Genomic DNA, 17,659 nt, shown 5'->3' on the forward strand with positions numbered 1-17,659 from the left:
AAAATATGCAACTTAATAAAATTCTAAAAGGGCTAGCAATCGCTCTACCTCTACTAACAGTAGCAGCTTGTAGTTCTAGCGATGATGCAGCAAATGCATCTGATTCTCAAACCACAGCACAAGAAACAGCAGTTGCGACTCCAGTAGATGAGAGTGCAGCACTATCTGAACAAGAGCAAATGGAGCAGCAGCTTCGTGAAAACTCAACTGTTTTCTTCAAGTTCGATACTTCTGAAATCTCTTCTGAGTACGAAGATATCCTAGCAGCACACGCTAAATTCCTAAGCAACACGCCAGATGTTAACGTAACTATCGAAGGTTATGCTGATGAGCGTGGTACTCCAGAGTACAACATTGCACTTGGCGAGCGTCGTGCTGAAGCAGTATCTAAGTACCTACAAGCACTAGGTGTTCAAGCTAGCCAAATCTCTATCGTGAGCTACGGTGAAGAGAAGCCTCTAGAAATGGGTCAAACTGAAGCGGCTTACTCTAAAAACCGTCGTGCAGTTGTCGTTTACTAATAGGCGATAATTATGTTTGGTAACTTAAAGCGAGTTATTACGCTTTCGTTACTAGTAAGTGCAGCAGGCCCAGTGCTTGCTGCATCTGCTCCAGTATCTGATCTCAATGACTCCCACATCTCATCTTCTGGATCTTCAGAAACGAATGCTCAACGTCTGCAACGTTTGCTAGATAACAGCAACCGAGTACAGGCTCGTCTTCAACAACAAGTTGATAGCCAAGCTGCTGATCTTAGTAGCCTACGCGGTACTATTGAACGTAATAATTACGATATGAAGCAAATGGTCGAGCGCCAACGTCAATTATTTATTGAGCTTGATAAACTTCGCTCAGAAGTTAATGAGCTTAAGAAAAATGGTGTATCTCCCTCTACCACATCTACCGCTGCCGCAGGTGATGTTGCAGCATCTTCTGAAGTGATTAAAGCTTCCGGTGACGAGCAAAGCGCTTACCAAGGTGCCGTCGACATGATCCTAAAAGATCGCAACTACGATGGTGCGATTGTTGCGTTAAAAGATTTTCAAACAAAGTACCCAAACTCAGGCTATGCCGCCAATGCACATTATTGGTTAGGGCAACTGTATTTTGCGAAAAAGCAAGATGTAGACTCAGCGAAAAGCTTTGCCGCAGTTGTGAGTTATAAAGACTCTTCAAAACGTGCCGATGCTTTGGTGAAATTGGGTGATATTGCCAAGCGCAATAATAACGATACCGCAGCGAATAAATATTATCAGCAGGTGATAAGCGAATACCCGAACTCATCAGCTGCTAAATTAGCGCAAAAGAATCTGTAATCTAATCAGTCATTTTATACCCAAGTAACTTCAAGATGCTGAAACTCGCATCTTGAAGTTACTTGGGTATATGTGTATATCATTTAAGCCACCATCGTCTTAATCGAAATGGTGGCTTAATTATTTTTACTTTATTGAAACGCGAACCTTGAAGTTGCTTGGGTATACAAAGTCCGGTTTTAGTATTCCCCTTAATAGGTGTACAATAATCGAATTATTAAAACTGCGTAGAGTAAGAGCAATGGCGCATATCAACGATACAATCGATACCGTATATCCATTTCCCCCAAAACCAGTCGCTTTGACTGCAGAGCAACGTGCAGATTATATTCAAAAAATAAAAGCACTTCTGATAGAAAAAGACGCGGTGCTGATCGCACACTATTACACCGATCCTGAGATTCAAGCACTCGCAGAAGAAACCGGTGGCTTTGTTGGCGATTCATTAGAAATGGCGAAATTTGGTAATCGTCATTCAGCATCTACGCTTATCATTGCCGGTGTTCGCTTTATGGGCGAATCGGCCAAGATCCTTACTCCAGAAAAACGGATTCTTATGCCAACACTCGAGGCGGAGTGTTCATTAGATCTCGGGTGTCCTGCGGATAAATTTACTGAGTTTTGTGATGCGCACCCAGATCACACCGTAGTTGTTTATGCCAATACTTCGGCAGCGGTAAAAGCCCGCGCCGACTGGGTAGTCACCTCAAGTATTGCATTAGAAATTGTAGAGCACTTAGATTCAGAAGATAAGAAAATCATTTGGGGGCCTGACCGTCATTTAGGTTCTTATATCGCGAAAAAAACGGGTGCCGATATGCTGTTATGGCAAGGAGAATGTATCGTACATGATGAGTTCTCTGCCAAAGCATTAAAAGATATGAAGGCTTTATACCCAGAAGCCGCAGTATTAGTTCATCCAGAATCACCAGCTAGCGTAGTTGAACTTGCTGATGCGGTAGGTTCGACGAGCCAGCTGATCAAAGCGGCCAAAGAATTACCTCACCAAAAAATGATTGTGGCGACCGACAAAGGTATTTTCTTTAAAATGCAGCAACTAGTTCCAGAAAAAGAGCTAGTAGAAGCCCCAACCGCAGGGAATGGCGCAACATGTCGTAGCTGTGCACATTGTCCGTGGATGGCAATGAACGGACTAAAAGCGATTGAAAGTGCGTTATCAGATGGCGGTAAAGGGCATGAAATCTTTGTTGATGAAGAAACCCGTGTTAAGTCACTTATTCCATTAAACCGTATGCTAGATTTTGCAGAATCATTAAACTTAAAAGTTAAAGGGAATGCTTAGAAGCCGAAAAGCAATTTTGTTTCGGGTAGCGTGTTACGAGTAGCGTGGAAAAGATCGAAGCAAAGCGCTCTCGGTTCTCGGAACATCTTTTAGCTATTGAATAAGGCCGATATAACCCAATATATCGGCCTTAATTTTTAGCTTAGTTCTTGCTAGTTACTCGAGCGATTTTATGCTTTCTCGAAACTCGAAACTCGAAACTCGAAACTCGAAACTCGTTTAATGATTCGTATCTTGCGCCAACTGATTACCACGCAGCGTTAAACCACACAGCATGACAGGCATGGCATTGTAGATTTCAGCAAATTCGTCTAAGCCAGTTAAACCTTGATCAGATAGTGTCATAATAGCCGTTTCTGGATCATATAGCATGCTAACAGAAAGCAATACACCACCAAGTAAGGCATTATCTTCACTGTCTTCAGGCATCAAATTCTCCCAATCATCACGGCTAAGCTGCCAGCCTTGTAATAAGCCTTCAGCAAAGTCACGAACGGATTCTGTCACCACTTCTTCTTCATCTAGAGTGTAACCTTCCGGCCAGCTCCAGGTACCTTCAAGCAAAGCAGGGTGAATGCGGTTCCATTCTGCAATCACAAGCTCAGCATATTGCTCAAACTGCTCAGCACTTTCAAAAGGAGCCGTTTCTTCACCACCCCATAAGAACGGGAGCCATTCAGAAGGATTGAGCAAATGTGGTGCAGCCGCCATGGCAGTGATAAAGCCTTGTGTTTGTGCTGCATTTAATAATTTGTTTTCAAGCTCAGGTTGGCTTAGTAGTTCATCTAACGTCACGGTATTTACCTATTCACAAATGATGAGGTAATGATAGCAAGCTCATAGGTGAGAACATACCGTTATTAGAAAAGTTTAAAGCCCTTTGAGAAAAAGCCCAATCAAAAGGATAGTGAATCCGTTTGTATTATTTTAAATAACTAGATTTATTAACTAGGTTTACTTTAAAAATATAATTGTAAAATCCACCAAGTAATAATTAAATGGATTTTAATGCTTTGAATTGTCTGGCGTAATAGGAATATAATCTGCCTAAAGTGAGAAGGGGAGTAAATCGCGACTTAACTCACCATTTTTATTAGGCTTTTATTCTTGATAGGTAGGTACAAAAATGTCGATTTCTGGTTCAACCCGCTTTCGTCAAGCAGCAGCTGATATGTTTGCAATGGTAGTGTTTAGTTTTATTGCTGGTATGGCGATAGAGATCTTCGTATCAGGCATGTCTTTTCAACAATCTTTAGCCTCAAGAACCTTATCGATTCCAGTAAACATTATTATCGCCATTCCATACGGTTTATTCAGAGATTGGGTACTACGAAAAAGCCAACATATTTCAATGAGCCGTTGGATGAAGAAATTAGCTGATATGCTTGCTTATGTGATATTCCAATCGCCAGTTTATGCACTGATCTTATTAATTGTCGGCGCAACCTCAAATCAAATTTTAACCGCAGTGATCAGCAACGCAGTAGTCGCCGGTGGAATGGGTATTGTGTATGGCGTGTTTTTAGATGCATGTCGCAAGTGGTTTAGAGTACCGATGTATTCTTAAGTAGAAATATACAAATAAGCTAAATATTGACCACTTAACCATAAAACATGGGAAAATACCCCAAAGCGCTTGACCTTACTCAGCATAATCATTAAATTAGCGCCTCGTTAAGCGAAGCCTTAACCGACAAAATACGGTGAGTTGTCCGAGTGGCTGAAGGAGCACGCCTGGAAAGTGTGTGTACGGCAACGTACCGAGAGTTCGAATCTCTCACTCACCGCCACATTCGAAGCCCCAGTAGAAATGCTGGGGCTTTTTGTATTGATAAAATTAAAACGGTAAATATGGCCTTAAATCTTGATCGTTTTGTAAGACGATTTGTTGCCCCTGTGGCTTGCCATTTTGCGTGTACATATTCACGTTATACGCATCCAATATGTATTGAATGAGTGTTGGGTTCGTTTTTATACTTAAAACGCCATCAATCATCCCGAAATCGTGTTCAATCACAGCTCTTTGTTTTTCATCAAAACGTAAATCTGGCACAAATTGAATCTCTACTTTCTTATTCCAAAGCGTATCTTGCTGCTTACTATATTGTGTTTTGTCATTGATATCAGGAATTCCTCGAATACGGCTTAAAACAAAATCACGATAATCTTTTGCATGTTCACAATAAGCGCGTACATGCCAACGAAGAGGCGTGCAAACAAGAGTGTGCGGCGAAATAATCCGTTCGACTTCTAATCCATATTTCGGAGATGTGTAGCATATATCGACACGTTTCTTCTCTCGAATGGCCTGAATTAACGGGCGTAAAATCTCAGGTGAAATATTTCTAGCGACAGGACGAACCCAAGTTGTGTTATCAAAACCCATATTGAGATCTGAAAACGTATAAGTCATATCTTCACTGCGAGAGAGGATATGAAGATACTCATTAGCATGCCCTGTGGTGAGCTTGGGTACGAATGTACGACTAGGTTTATAACCTTTGAGATGCTTATCATAGATGAGATTACCAGGCGCAATTTCAGCCAAATAAGAGTTGATATCTTTAGAAGCTTGCTGACGTCCAATACCAAAGCTTTGCATCAAATGATTGGTTGTCAGCCTGCCTTCCCACAAGGCAATAATCTCAATTAAACGATAACGAAATAATAAATCCCAGCGTATTGGCCACTTCTTCATGTGATTATTTCCTGTCCAGTTTTGCGACGTGTGTATGTATTCAGTATTTACCTGTCGTTACTGTAGTCATATTATTTCGAGGGTACCTAAGAGTCAACGTAGAGCAAAGTTTGTTGGAATTTCATTTTACAAATAAGGAAATGATAGATGGCTGCACCGAAAAGTCTCATCTTTCAGCTACACCAACATTGGGAGGTGGTTGAGCAGTTAACTCGGCTTTCGAGAGAGTTTCCAGGATTTGATCTGAAAGCACTTGAACAGGTGATCAATCAGTACAAAAGTAAACATTCGGAAAGTAATACTGTACTCACCAGCCTTGTTAATGCAGACATTCTTCAGTCTATCAATCGTAGCAGCGACTATCAGCTAAATACGCTAGTTGTGGACTTTGTCAGAGGATTAACCCAGGAGCATGAGTTAGGTCTATCAGCGGTACTTAAAGCGCGAGTTGATGCGGTTAAAGATGCCACCAGCCAAGTGCTAGAAGGGCTCGATGCAGAGGACAACGATTTACTTCGTACTGGCGCGAACCGGCTATCGGAACTGATTAGAAAAATTACCCAACAGTTAACTCAGGACAAACAAGCCATCTTTGAAATAGCAGAATTGGCGAAGTCTGCGGACACCAGTGTCCCAATTGAGCGTCGTTACCGTGAAGTCTTGGAAGTGTATGACCAATACGTAGAACCCATGAACGAAATGATGGATAGCGGCCTTGGCGGCAGTTTCTACCCCTTATTAGAAAAGGCGGAAGAAGCACTCGATACTGCCGTTGACATACTTTCCATACGTGGTTCTTTGTATCAACAAAGGCTGGCAATGCGGCAGATAGCTTATCAAGTCAAAGACCTTCGATTCCAAGGTCGAGTCATTGCTCAGCAATGTGCTGATACCTTATTGCCATTAAGAGAGGAAGCTAGGCAGCACAATCAACTTTCAGCCGTGATCAGCAAGCAGTTAAGCCAAGTTCGTAAAAAGGGCTTAGTGCGAGGGCTGAATGCCGAAGATTTGCCTATGTGGAAAAGCAGCCGGGTGAGTAAGGTTCAATTGGGTAATGCAGTGCGTGAGCTGATGGCAGAATTTTTGGACTTTGAACCTAGATCTATGCCATTCCCGGATGAAGAGGAAGCACTAACTAGCTCAATTATCAACTGGGTTGATGAAGAGCTTTTGAGGGATCAGCTTGCTGACTCGCTACCGGTTTCGAATCTAATGATGTGGCTCAAAGGAAACTATCAGCACCTGACAGATGCAGAGTTGTTGCGACTCTATCACGAGCTTGTTCGTGATCCTCAATGGCAAAGCACATTAGGGATTAGCTCAAGTACCACAGCGCTGAATACAATAGTTGTAACCTACCACCCACATAGAATAAAGACGTTGATTGGCTCAACAAATACAAAGGATGTTGATAATGCAAACGAGCAAAATCGATTTAAATGAGCTGGCTCATTTGACTGAGCTATTTAGCCTTTTTAATTCTGGACGGCACCTAAATCGCTCGACGGATGCTGCTCTATGGCATGAGCTAGAACAGCAAGCAGAGCAGTACCAGCACCTATTTGCTAACTTAGGCTTTGATTTGCGTATTGATGGTCGGGGTTTTGCTTGGTTCCATGATGAAGATGGTAATCAGAACATCAATAAACAGTCACGTCAGTTAGCACTATTGCTGATGGTGATATTTGACTATCAAGCAGATAGCGGCCGCTCCCTTGGTCAGTTTTACCAATGGACGATTGATAATGCCTTGCTAGATGAGATCTACGAAAAGAATCAAGAGCTTTTGGATGCAGAAGAGCTCGACCAAGATGCACTAGAAAAGATACTTGATAATGCAGTGCGAAAAGGCTTTGCCGCTCAAGAGAACAATCATTGGCGTTTGCTGCCTTCGGTATATCGCTACCTAGACCATTTTGAAGCTATCACTGAACAAACAGCCGAAAGCGATGTGGCAGCTTATGAGGAAGATGAATCATGCTAAGTTACGGTTTTCAACGTTTAGCGTTAATTGGCAGTGCTGGCTACCAGCGAGCTGAACTTCCTCTTGACGACTCTGTGTCATTAATTGCGCCAAATAACCATGGTAAAACAAGCCTAATCAATGCGCTCCAATTTCTGCTCATCATTGATAAAAGAAGGATGGATTTCGGCTCTCATACATTAGAGAAAGCTCGCCGCTTTTACTTCCCGAACAACAGCGCTTACATTCTGCTCGAAGTTATCCTACCGCAAACTGGCACCGTGGTGTTTGGATGTGTCGGTAAAGGGGTAGGCTATGACTACGAATACTTCGCTTATAAAGGTGAATTAAACTTAGATGATTTCCGTATGGATGATGGCAATATCGTTGCCCAACCAAAGTTAGTCAACCACTTAGCGACAAAGCAACATCGAGTCTATAAATTTAATGATAAAGAATTTCGACACTCGATTTATGGCGGCGCAAAAAGTAAGAAAACCAGCGACATCGACTTTACGGTATTCAAACTGGAGAGTGTTAGTCATGCGAGCTCTTTCCAGCAAGTATTAACTAAAACGCTTAGGCTCGATAAGCTCAACTCCAGTGATGTGAAAGACTACTTGTTGAAGATATTCAGTCGAGATCAGCTAAACTACAGTATTGATTTTAAGCAGGAGTGGGAGAAAGCATTTCAAGACATTAATCTAGAGCGTGAGCAGTACCTAGCTGCTGTAAATAATTTGGAAACGATTCAAGAGATCGAACAAAAGTTTGAGCATACCTTGTCGCTACGAGGAAAGATCGCCGCATGCCAGTCTAAGGTTAATCAACTGCTGCAGGATTGGCATGGTCATGTTCAAACGCTCACGGAGAATCTATCAACACAAAAAAGTGAGCTGGAGCAAACACAATGTGAGCTCCGAAGCCAAGATATTGCCCGTGCAGGAGAGCGAACAGACTTAACCAATAAATTGAAAGAGTTAAACCGTACCGAGAAGCAGCGACAAGAGTTGGAAGAGCGGTTTGCCTTGATTCCTAGTCAATCATTTTTAGAGAGTCAATTGAACACTGCGGAGCAAAAATATGATGCTCAGGCTGCTTTGTGTATTCAATCACAGCGGTCTTCTTCTGCCGCGATTAGTAAACAATTGAAAGAGAAAGAAGAGCAGCTGCACAGGTTGCAGTCTCAGCATCAAACGTTGGGTGACAATTTATACCTTCATCTTTCTAAAGTGCTCAATGATTATGAATTAGAAAGACTGAACAAAGTTCTTAGCCAACGAGTAATGCAACTGCCACCTTCGCAGTATTCGTTTGACATCAATCAGCTTAGAGACATGCTCAATGGTGAATCTTCTGAGCAACTGTCACTTTCAGGTTTAAAACTTTCCCTTGAGGAGCTTATTCCTCAGCATGTTCAAAAAACAGAGCAGGAGTTGGTAGAGGAAATAGACGATGTTAATAAGCAAATAATAGAACTAAAACAATTGCTTGAAGTAAGTAGAGAAGGTGAAGCTGCTGAGAGGAAAAAGAACGAATTAAATCAAGCAGTAAAACAGTGTGAACAGGACTTGAGGGACTATCAACAGCTGCAACAATTCAAAAAAGACCAGGTACAGCGAATCGAGCAGAGACAGACATTTGAGAATCAGCTGGCAGCGATCAATACTACTCTTGATAATGCGGACAAGAAGTACAATGAACTTGCACAGCAAATCGGAGAGGTTACGGATAAGCTACATAAGCTTGTTTCGGACGATGAACTTGTTGAAAAGCTGAAAAAACAAAGAATTGATGATCAAGCACTGTTTAGCATGCTTTCGGAACAGCCTCATACCCCTTGGATTGTGATGGATGAATGGTCTCTCGAATATCTACCTGCTCGTCTCGAACAGTATATCGAGAATTGCAAAGACCTTGATAAGTTGTCCAAAGAATTGCGTCAAATGAAAAACGAGTTGAGTCAAAAAGGCCTCACTAAATTCCAGATGGCGCAAACTCAAGATGAAGAGTTAAAACGCATTATTCAATTCAGTTATCGTTTAGACGACGAAAAGCAAGCGTTAGAAAAGTGGGCGCGTTCTAAGGTTGTTACAGTGGCAGCGAGTTTAAGAGAGCTGCGTAGTGGTTTTTATACTTTGCAGAGTAAGATGAGGGAGTTCAACCGATTAATCAGTCACAGGCAGTTATCAGATCTCAAAGTATTCAAAATTGAGCCAGTTGAAGAAAGTCCACTTGTTGATGCGATGAATATACTAATCCAGCAAGCAGAGCAAACTGAAAGCGGTCAGAGTTTCGAGCTGTTTGATCAAGGCAGTATTCTTGATGATGCAGAGTTAGATCGAGCGAAGAGCCTGTTGATTGAAGAGGGTAATGCCCGTCATGGTCTGAGGGTAGCAGACTTGTTTAGACTTGAGTTTGTTGTTGCCAAGCAAGGACAACAGCAAGAGTCATTTGAAGATATTGATAGTGCGGCTTCTAACGGAACCGTATTGATGGCTAAGCTTGTGACTGGCCTTGCAATGCTTTACTTAATGCAAGACAAGCGCCACCAAATGAAAGCGGTATGTTATTTGGATGAGGCGTTAGCCCTGGATACCAAGAACCAAGCTAATTTGATAGAGATTGCTGACCAATTCGGTTTTGCATTGATTTTTGCCTCACCAGCACCGTTAACTACCGTGCGTTATTGTGTGCCAATCCATCAAGCGAATGGCAAGAACCACATCAGCAAAAATAGTTGGCAGATTTTCGAACCAATTGAGAGCAAAGAATTGTCGCAACCACAAGTGGAGCCATCACTATGAGCCAGATATTGGCTAAGGCACTAGCGCGACTAATCGAGGTTTACCCTGATCCCATTGCCGGAAGCACATTGACGTCATCTCAAAAGAAGCAGCTTGATGAGTTCAGTCGACAAACTCAGAGTGTACAAGTTATCCCTAAAGGCCGTGGTGTTGTCTACAGCATTCTATTGATAGATGTCGTTAAAGTCACATTAAAGCAGTTGGCACCAAATCAAAACGTGTCTCCATCAGTCCCGAAAAGAGCCGTAAACATAGCCTTGACACGTAGTAGTAAGCTAGGCAGAGCAGGCCACGATGTTACCTACGTGCTGGCTAAAGCTGTTACTAATCCGTTATGGGTGTCTTCCGGAGAGGCAACTGAACATTTAAATGTTACGACAGAAGAGTTTGGTGTTTTTTCCCTTGAAGTGGGTGGAGAAAGAAATAGGGATCTTACCACTCAGCATTCTATTTGGCTGGTGGAAAACCAAGCATTGTTTGACAGCTTAGATTGGTTACCTAATAACGAACCCACTACCGTTATATGGTACCGAGGGCAGTTACACAACAAACTGATCGAATGGCTATCAGTACCTGAAAGAGCATCGATGGTTTATTTTTTTTCTGACTATGATGGCGTCGGGCTAAACAACTACCGGCGCTTGTGGGAAAAGTTAGAAGATAGAGCAGAGTTTTGGATGATGCCGAATTGGAAGATACTTATGAACCGTTACGGACAAAACCAGCTTTGGGTTGATACGGCAAGAGAATTCAACTCATTTATTGAGAATAGTAGCAATTTGTTGGCTCATTCTTCTAATTTGCAAGAGCTAGTCACAGAGATGAAAATGAAAGGATTAGCTCTTGAGCAAGAAGTGATCTGGCTCTAGCTCAACTAATTTAATAACCGCATTATTTTATAGTTCAAATTCCGATCAAACCCGACCAAATCAGAGTTAATCGGATCTACGGTCTGTATCTGAAAGTCAAGAACATGATACAATAAATCGTTAATTTTCAAGAATGGATTTATCATGACTGACCGCTGGCTTTCTGTGGAAGAAATTGCCGCTTACCTCGGTGTAAGCAAAGATACTGTCTACGCATGGCGTGAGAAAAAAGGGCTTCCTGCTCATAGGGTGGGGCGACTTTGGAAGTTTAAAACTGACGAAGTTGATGAATGGGTAAGAAGCGGCAGTGCGGCAGAGCCTTCAGAGGGTGAGCAATAATGAGCAATACCAATGAAAAATTGTCACTCACCCTAAGACCTGCATTGATTCATGAAAGTATAATCATTGCTGAACAGTACATCCAATTTAAAGATTGGAGTTTGGTTCGTGAAGAAGTGTTAGCGAATAACCTGTTGCAAACGCGAACAGAAAGCACATCTAAAACCGTATATGGTGAGGTTTCTAAGCGATTGAAAACCCTATCTAATGATGAGCTAGCATTGATGACAACGTCAGACGTCGATGTAAAACATCTCGTTTGGTTGGCGATTTGTCGTCAATATCCATTTACGTATCAATTTGCTATTGAAGTGCTATCAGAGCGGTACAGTAAAAGCCAGTTTCAACTCTATCCAGAAGACTATGCCGCGTTTTTGAATGCTAAAGCCGAGTGGTATAGTAACTTAGATAAGATTACCCAACAGTCCCGATACAAAGCTCAGCAGATTATGTTCAAGATGCTAGTCGAGTGTGGTTTAGTGGATGAGAATAAAGTGATGATACACCAACAAATCTCCAAGGAGCTCGAGGAGTTAATCAAGCAAAGTAACGCTGACTACCTTCGAATCTACCCAGGAGAATACAGTTAAATGTCAGGTAAGTTTAACAGTGTGTTGACTAAGGCGAATCTCTCAGATGCATATACGCACTTAACCGATGTTTTATCAAGCGATCCATTTATCAAAATGGAAGGGCTTAACGGGGATATTCCTTTTCATATTTGTCCTTTTGAACCCTCACTTCAGAGTGAAATCAATGTACTGGTCAAGCAAGTTAAGAATTACCTAAGGGATGCGCAAGTAAAAGTTCTTGAAGTAAATCTCTACGATCTTGTTATTGATATCTCGAAAAAAGAAGGTGACTGGGAGTGGTTGTTAGATAATGAAACAACAATGTCAAAAGATGAACTAAAGGAAGAGCTTCAAGGGATTATTGATACTAAGACTATTTTGATCCCCGCGATTGTTCAGAAGATGGCTGAAAGTGTCTTTGACATTCTAATGATTACTGGAGTTGGTGAGGTGTTTCCATACATCCGTTCTAGTAGCTTATTAGAAAACCTGCAGATTAAAGCAAAAGACAAACCAATGTTGCTGTTTTTTCCTGGCAAATATAAGCATTCTCTTGAAAAAGGTTCATCGCTAATCCTGTTTGGTACCTTAGAAGATGACAAATACTATCGTGCATTCAATATTTTAGACAGGGCAAGCTAAAGGAAGTTGTTAATAATGAATATGAAATTAGAAGAACTATTCAATAAGAAAGTAGATCGCCCTATTGAAGGCGTCATCAAAGCTGATGATGATGTTGCTCTGTACGTAGAATTGGATGAATATGTTATTACGGATGAAGTAGCTAAGCGCTTAGATATTTTTTTAGACGCTTACCTTAATTATCAAGGTGCTAATGGGGTTTGGATATCTGGCTTTTTTGGTTCGGGTAAATCTCACCTTTTAAAAATGCTTGCCTTATTGCTTCAGAATAATCCGATAGAGGATGTTACACCATTAGAGCTCTTTTTGGAGAAGCGACCTTTGAATGAAGGTGGAATCTTTGCAAATGATCTCAAACGTGCCGTCAACATTCCGTCTGAGAGTATCCTCTTTAATATTGACCAAAAAGCCGATGTTATCAGTAAAACAGAGTTGGATGCTCTAATCGCCGTATTCGTAAAAGTGTTCGATGAACATTGCGGTTTTTATGGTAAGCAAGCTTACATTGCACAATTCGAACGAGAGCTAAAAGAAGATGGCCTTTTAGAACAATTCAAGAGTAAATTTGAATCTATCAGCGGTAAAAGCTGGGAGCACGGTCGTGCACGTGCAAAAAGAATGGCAGGTGCTGTTGATGAAGCCTACAACGCAATCACAGGCCAACAAGTTTCAGGCATTTTAGATAAGTACCGCTCAGATTATCGTCTTTCGATTGAAGATTTTGCTGACCAAGTTAAGAGTTATATTGCAGAGCAAGAAGATGGATTCAGACTTAACTTCTTTGTTGATGAAGTAGGTCAGTATGTAGCTGGCAACGTTAAATTGATGACTAACTTGCAAACTGTTGCTGAGAGCTTGGCGACAAAATGTAATGGTCAAGCTTGGGTCATCGTGACAGCTCAAGAAGATATGTCATCCGTTATCGGTGAAGTTGACCAACAAAGCGAAAATGATTTTACAAAGATCCAGGCTCGCTTCAAAAACAGAATGAAGCTGACCAGTCAAGACGTAGCAGAAGTCATTCAACGACGTTTACTGGAAAAGAAAGACGAGTTTATCCCCGCTCTGTCAGATTTATACCATGAACAAGAAAATAGCTTTAAGACCCTATTTGATTTTGCAGATGGGTCGCAGTCTTATAAAAATTTCAAAGACAAAGATCATTTCATTCAAAGCTATCCGTTTATTCCGTACCAATTTGGCTTGTTCCAGTCTGCAATTCAAAATCTATCGACGTATGGTGCTTTTGAAGGTAAGCATAGCTCGGTAGGTGAGCGTTCGATGCTGGGTGTGTTCCAGCAAGTTGCCGTTGCGATAAAAGACCATAAGCTAGGTGAACTGGCAACTTTTGATCTTATGTTTGAAGGTATTCGAACAGCACTGAAGACAGCAAACCAGCAAGCTATATTGAGAGCTGAGCTGAACTTAGACAATCAATTTGCTATCCGTCTATTGAAAGCCCTGTTCCTAGTTAAGTATGTCAAAGAGTTTAAGCCGACGCTAAGAAATCTATGCGTGTTAATGCACGATAGTTTCTCGCGAAATATTCCTTCGCTCAAGCTAGAAGTGGAAGGCGCTCTAAACCTTCTTGAAAAGGAAACCTACATTCAGCGTAATGGGGATCTTTTTGAGTACCTAACGGATGAAGAGCAAGATATAGAGAAAGCGATTAAAGACACAGAAATTGATTCTGATGTGATTGCTTCGCAACTAGATAAGCTTATCTACGATGGTGTTTTGAAAAATCGCAAAATTCGCTGGGAAGAGAACAACCAAGACTATCCTTTCAGCAGAAAGCTAGACGATAAATTGTCTGGTCGAGAAAGCGAATTAGCCATCAACTTTATCACATCGTTCCATGATTACCGTGATGCGTTTGAGAAACATAAGTCTGATACGTTATTCAATCATGAATTGAGAGTCGTGTTGCCTGAAAGTTCAAGACTGGTCAGCGACTTAGTGCTCTACAAGCAAACTGAGAAGTATGTTGCTCATGAGACGAAAGCAACTCAGCAAGATAACATCAAGCGTATTCTTACAGAGAAAGGGCTGCAGAATGTTGAGCGTTACAATCAACTTAAAGCGTTAACTTCAAAACTTGTGGGTTCCGCGACTTATTTTGTTGCGGGTAAAGAGGTAGAGCTATCTGGTGAAGATGGTCAAGGTAAGATCATCCGAGCGTTTGGTGAGCTAATTAAATATACCTATCCTAACCTCAAAATGCTGCGTGACATTACGTATCGTGAATCTGATATTCCCGACATTATTAAGAAAGCAGGCCAAGGTATTTTGGGATATGACACCCAATTGCCAGAGCCACAGCAGGAAATGTTCTCTCATATCCAAAGTAACAGCCGTGGTGGTGTAAGAACGACAGTTAAGTCTCTACTTGAGAAGTTTGAAAGCAAGCCTTATGGCTGGTCTTATGCAGCAGTGCTGTGCAATTTAGCTTACCTTTGTGCCAACAGTAAGGTAGAGGTTCGCGAAGCAACGAACTTGCTCGATGACGCGGAGCTATCACGTGCACTCCGTAACATTAGCGTTCATGGAAACCTTATTCTTGATCCTCAGGTGGAGTTTACGCCGTCTCAACTTAGAGCAGTAAAAGATTTCTACAACGACTATTTTGAAAAAGTTGCCCATGCATCTGAACCGAAAGCGATAGCAAAAGAGCTTCAAGAAGCTTTTCTAGAGCAGGCAAGTGGTCTTGATAAGCTACTATCTCAAGCATCGCAGTATCCATTCTTGCGAGTATTGTCAGATATTGTAGAAAAGATAAATGACTTCAAAACTAAACCTTATACATGGTTTATGACGGAATTGGTTAAACAAGAAGACACTTGGTTTGATTACAAAGAAAGAACCATAGATCCAGTAGTTAAGTTCATGAAAGGCTCTCAAAAGTCTATCTATGATGCTGCCAAACAAGCGCTAACGGACCAAAAAGCCAATCTCGAGTATGTTGAGGGTGATGAATATCAAAGTATTCAAAATGCACTAGTAAATGCAGACATTTACAAGGGCAGTTCGATTCAGCGGCTCAAAGCAGATACTGAAGCACTGCTAAGTAAAATTCAGGCGCAAGTAAAGGCGGAACAAAAGAATGCTATTGAGACTATCAGTTCTTTGGAAACAAAGCTGACTAGTTTTGAAGAGTTCAAAGCGTTGGAGCTACAAAGACAAGAGCAACTCAAGGCAGAATTTACGCGCGTTGTTGCTAAGCTTGAGCAACAGTCATTGATTGCAATGTTGCGTGATGAAGCCAGGCGCTTTGAAGAGCAGACATATAGCAAGCTTGTTCAAAAGTTGATGGAGTGGTCGCAACCAGCGCTTCCTGAGTCTCAAAATGGATATAAACCAGATATCAATTTTGGAGACAACACAACAGGCGATCAAACGCAAGTAAACGTTAAATCATCTGTAAAAAAACAAGTAAAAAGTGTTTCAGCTAAACAAATTAAAGTTGAATACACTAAGCCTTGGCTTTCAACTGTCGATGATGTTGAAGGATACGTTGAAGAGTACAAAAAGGCGCTATTACAAGCCATTAAAGATGGGAAGAATATACAGCTATGATAGATAAAATTTCTCTTGAAAATTTCACGCTTTTTGAACAGTTAGATATCGATCTTAGCCCAAAAATAAACATTATTATTGGTGAGAATGGTACGGGTAAAACCCAGCTTCTAAAGGCTGCATACGGTGCCTCTAGTACGCGGCAACAAATTGGTGCCAGTAATGATGATGTTATTCGCACCAAAATGACAGAAAGATTCATCGATCTATATATGCCTCTTGATGACAAGCTTGGGAAACTGCACAGAAATGGAGCTGAATCCAATGCCAAGGTAAAGCTTGTTTTTGGGAACGATAAGGATATCGAGTTAGGATTTTTTAATAACTCTCAGTCAGTTACGGTAAAAGGTAAAGGGCAGCTAGATGAAACCTTAGCAGCTCCAGTTTATATACCGACTAAAGAAGTTTTGTCCTTTATGAAAGGTTTTAGCAGTCTTTATGAGCGATTTGACCTTTCTTTTGATCAAACTTATCAAGATATATGTCTATCTCTTGATTTACCTGAAATTAGGGAAGGTGCTTTACAAGAGAAGGCTAAATGGGCGATCGATAAGATAAATGAAGTTGTTGGCGGCAAGTTTGTTTTTTACGGTGGTGGCAAAGTTACGTTTCAATCGGAGAATAATGAATATTCAGCGAACGTGGTGGCAGAGGGTTTCCGTAAAGCAGGAATGCTGGGAAGACTTTTAGAAACTGGAGCAATTCAGCCTGGGGTTTCTGGCACGTTATTTTGGGACGAGCCTGAATCCAATTTAAACCCAAAGTTGATGGAAATACTTGTCAAAATTCTTCTTGAGCTATCTAGAAACGGCTTGCAGATAGTAATAGCTACTCATGATTACGTGTTTCTCAAGTGGTTTGATCTTCTTTCTGATAAGGAAAAAGGTGATCAAGTGAGATACCACGCCTTATACAGAGATAAATCTAAAAAAATTCAACTAGATCATGCGGATAATTTTAAATCATTATCAGTAAATGCAATATCGGATACTTTCAGTGACCTTACTAAAGCGCAAGTCAATCTTAAAATGGGAGACTTAGGTAAGTGATTTTGATTGAAAGGGACTTGGAGTTTAATTTTACTGATGCGATCGACGCTATTGTCTTTGATGAGATGAGTGATAAGAAGCTACCAAATTACCATGGTATAGGTGCAATGCACCGAGTAGATTTTATTGTTGAATTAGAGCCCGCAATTTTATTTGTTGAGGTTAAAGACCCAAACAACCCGAATGCACGTGAGAAACAAAAGCGTAAATTTTTAAGAGAAGTAAACGAAGGCAAACTGAGTACGACTTTTGCTTCTAAGTATTTGGATAGCTTTATCTACAGGTGGGCTGAAAATAAAACAAATAAACCAATCCACTATATAAACCTAGTAACGTTAGAAGAAGAGTTGTTAGGTAACTTATCGGATGAAATAACGGCCAAGCTGCCACCGATGAATCACGATACACCACGGTGGCAGAGGCAAGTTGTTAACAATGTACAGGTATTTAACATTGAGTCGTGGAATGAAAATTTCCCTAAGTGGCCAGTTAGACGTGTCGTTCCAGAATAAATAAGAGAAAACG

Annotated in this window: 16 protein-coding genes and 1 tRNA gene; 15 read left to right on the top strand and 2 right to left on the bottom strand. The window is 41.2% G+C overall.

Annotated elements, in window-relative coordinates:
- Positions 1–5 precede the first annotated feature (5 nt).
- From pal to nadA, 3 genes are all read left to right on the top strand, one after another.
- Entirely contained in the window at positions 6–521 is a 516-nt protein-coding gene (gene pal / locus QQJ93_RS14575) for a peptidoglycan-associated lipoprotein Pal (protein WP_089123123.1), read from the top strand.
- Positions 522–533: 12 nt separating this feature from the next.
- Positions 534–1,316 carry a tol-pal system protein YbgF gene (ybgF, locus tag QQJ93_RS14580; RefSeq protein WP_089123122.1) on the top strand — a complete coding sequence of 261 codons (783 nt, stop codon included), beginning with the start codon at positions 534–536 and terminating at the stop codon, positions 1,314–1,316.
- Positions 1,317–1,557: 241 nt separating this feature from the next.
- The gene (gene nadA, locus QQJ93_RS14585) at positions 1,558–2,619 is read left to right on the top strand and encodes a quinolinate synthase NadA (protein ID WP_089123121.1); all 1,062 of its coding nucleotides are present in this window, start codon (positions 1,558–1,560) and stop codon (positions 2,617–2,619) included.
- Positions 2,620–2,838: 219 nt separating this feature from the next.
- On the opposite strand, the gene QQJ93_RS14590 is transcribed toward nadA, so the two are convergent.
- Positions 2,839–3,414 (bottom strand): UPF0149 family protein, encoded by a 576-nt coding sequence (locus QQJ93_RS14590; RefSeq protein WP_089123120.1) that lies wholly within the window; start codon positions 3,412–3,414, stop codon positions 2,839–2,841.
- A 331-nt stretch (positions 3,415–3,745) separates the two neighbouring features.
- On the opposite strand from QQJ93_RS14590, the gene QQJ93_RS14595 reads away from it, so the two are divergent.
- Both QQJ93_RS14595 and QQJ93_RS14600 read left to right on the top strand, forming a co-directional pair.
- The gene (locus QQJ93_RS14595) at positions 3,746–4,186 is read left to right on the top strand and encodes an L-alanine exporter AlaE (RefSeq protein WP_089123119.1); all 441 of its coding nucleotides are present in this window, start codon (positions 3,746–3,748) and stop codon (positions 4,184–4,186) included.
- A 135-nt stretch (positions 4,187–4,321) separates the two neighbouring features.
- Positions 4,322–4,409: transfer RNA gene (locus QQJ93_RS14600), tRNA-Ser, on the top strand.
- 47 nt (positions 4,410–4,456) lie between these two features.
- Here the strand turns inward: QQJ93_RS14600 and QQJ93_RS14605 are convergent.
- Positions 4,457–5,317, bottom strand: coding sequence for a helix-turn-helix transcriptional regulator (locus QQJ93_RS14605; protein ID WP_089123118.1), 861 nt, complete (start codon positions 5,315–5,317; stop codon positions 4,457–4,459).
- A 147-nt stretch (positions 5,318–5,464) separates the two neighbouring features.
- On the opposite strand from QQJ93_RS14605, the gene QQJ93_RS14610 reads away from it, so the two are divergent.
- The 10 genes from QQJ93_RS14610 to QQJ93_RS14655 all read left to right on the top strand — a co-directional run bounded on the left by QQJ93_RS14610 (position 5,465) and on the right by QQJ93_RS14655 (position 17,646).
- Positions 5,465–6,760, top strand: a complete 1,296-nt coding sequence (locus QQJ93_RS14610) for a hypothetical protein (protein ID WP_089123117.1) — start codon at positions 5,465–5,467, stop codon at positions 6,758–6,760.
- Entirely contained in the window at positions 6,732–7,301 is a 570-nt protein-coding gene (locus QQJ93_RS14615; protein WP_089123116.1) for a condensin complex protein MksE, read from the top strand. The genes QQJ93_RS14610 and QQJ93_RS14615 overlap by 29 nt, the downstream gene beginning before the upstream one ends.
- A complete protein-coding gene (locus QQJ93_RS14620; RefSeq protein WP_089123115.1) occupies positions 7,295–10,087 on the top strand; it encodes a hypothetical protein in 2,793 nt (930 codons plus the stop codon). Before QQJ93_RS14615 ends, QQJ93_RS14620 begins: the two co-directional genes overlap by 7 nt.
- Positions 10,084–10,956 carry a DUF7281 domain-containing protein gene (locus QQJ93_RS14625; RefSeq protein WP_089123114.1) on the top strand — a complete coding sequence of 291 codons (873 nt, stop codon included), beginning with the start codon at positions 10,084–10,086 and terminating at the stop codon, positions 10,954–10,956. The genes QQJ93_RS14620 and QQJ93_RS14625 overlap by 4 nt, the downstream gene beginning before the upstream one ends.
- 144 nt (positions 10,957–11,100) lie before the next feature.
- Positions 11,101–11,295 carry a helix-turn-helix domain-containing protein gene (locus QQJ93_RS14630; protein ID WP_089123113.1) on the top strand — a complete coding sequence of 65 codons (195 nt, stop codon included), beginning with the start codon at positions 11,101–11,103 and terminating at the stop codon, positions 11,293–11,295.
- Positions 11,295–11,885, top strand: coding sequence for a DUF1819 family protein (locus tag QQJ93_RS14635; protein ID WP_089123112.1), 591 nt, complete (start codon positions 11,295–11,297; stop codon positions 11,883–11,885). Before QQJ93_RS14630 ends, QQJ93_RS14635 begins: the two co-directional genes overlap by 1 nt.
- A complete protein-coding gene (locus QQJ93_RS14640; protein WP_089123111.1) occupies positions 11,886–12,509 on the top strand; it encodes a DUF1788 domain-containing protein in 624 nt (207 codons plus the stop codon).
- 15 nt (positions 12,510–12,524) lie between these two features.
- The gene (gene brxC / locus QQJ93_RS14645; protein WP_284186107.1) at positions 12,525–16,085 is read left to right on the top strand and encodes a BREX system P-loop protein BrxC; all 3,561 of its coding nucleotides are present in this window, start codon (positions 12,525–12,527) and stop codon (positions 16,083–16,085) included.
- On the top strand, positions 16,082–17,134 hold the full coding sequence (locus QQJ93_RS14650) for an AAA family ATPase (RefSeq protein ID WP_089123110.1): 1,053 nt from the start codon (positions 16,082–16,084) through the stop codon (positions 17,132–17,134). The genes brxC and QQJ93_RS14650 overlap by 4 nt, the downstream gene beginning before the upstream one ends.
- Positions 17,131–17,646: a hypothetical protein gene (locus tag QQJ93_RS14655; RefSeq protein WP_089123109.1), complete on the top strand. Its 516-nt coding sequence runs from the start codon at positions 17,131–17,133 to the stop codon at positions 17,644–17,646. The genes QQJ93_RS14650 and QQJ93_RS14655 overlap by 4 nt, the downstream gene beginning before the upstream one ends.
- The last annotated feature ends 13 nt before the right edge of the window (positions 17,647–17,659 follow it).

The sequence above is a fragment of the Vibrio algivorus genome, from assembly GCF_030161215.1.
GTDB lineage: Bacteria > Pseudomonadota > Gammaproteobacteria > Enterobacterales > Vibrionaceae > Vibrio > Vibrio algivorus.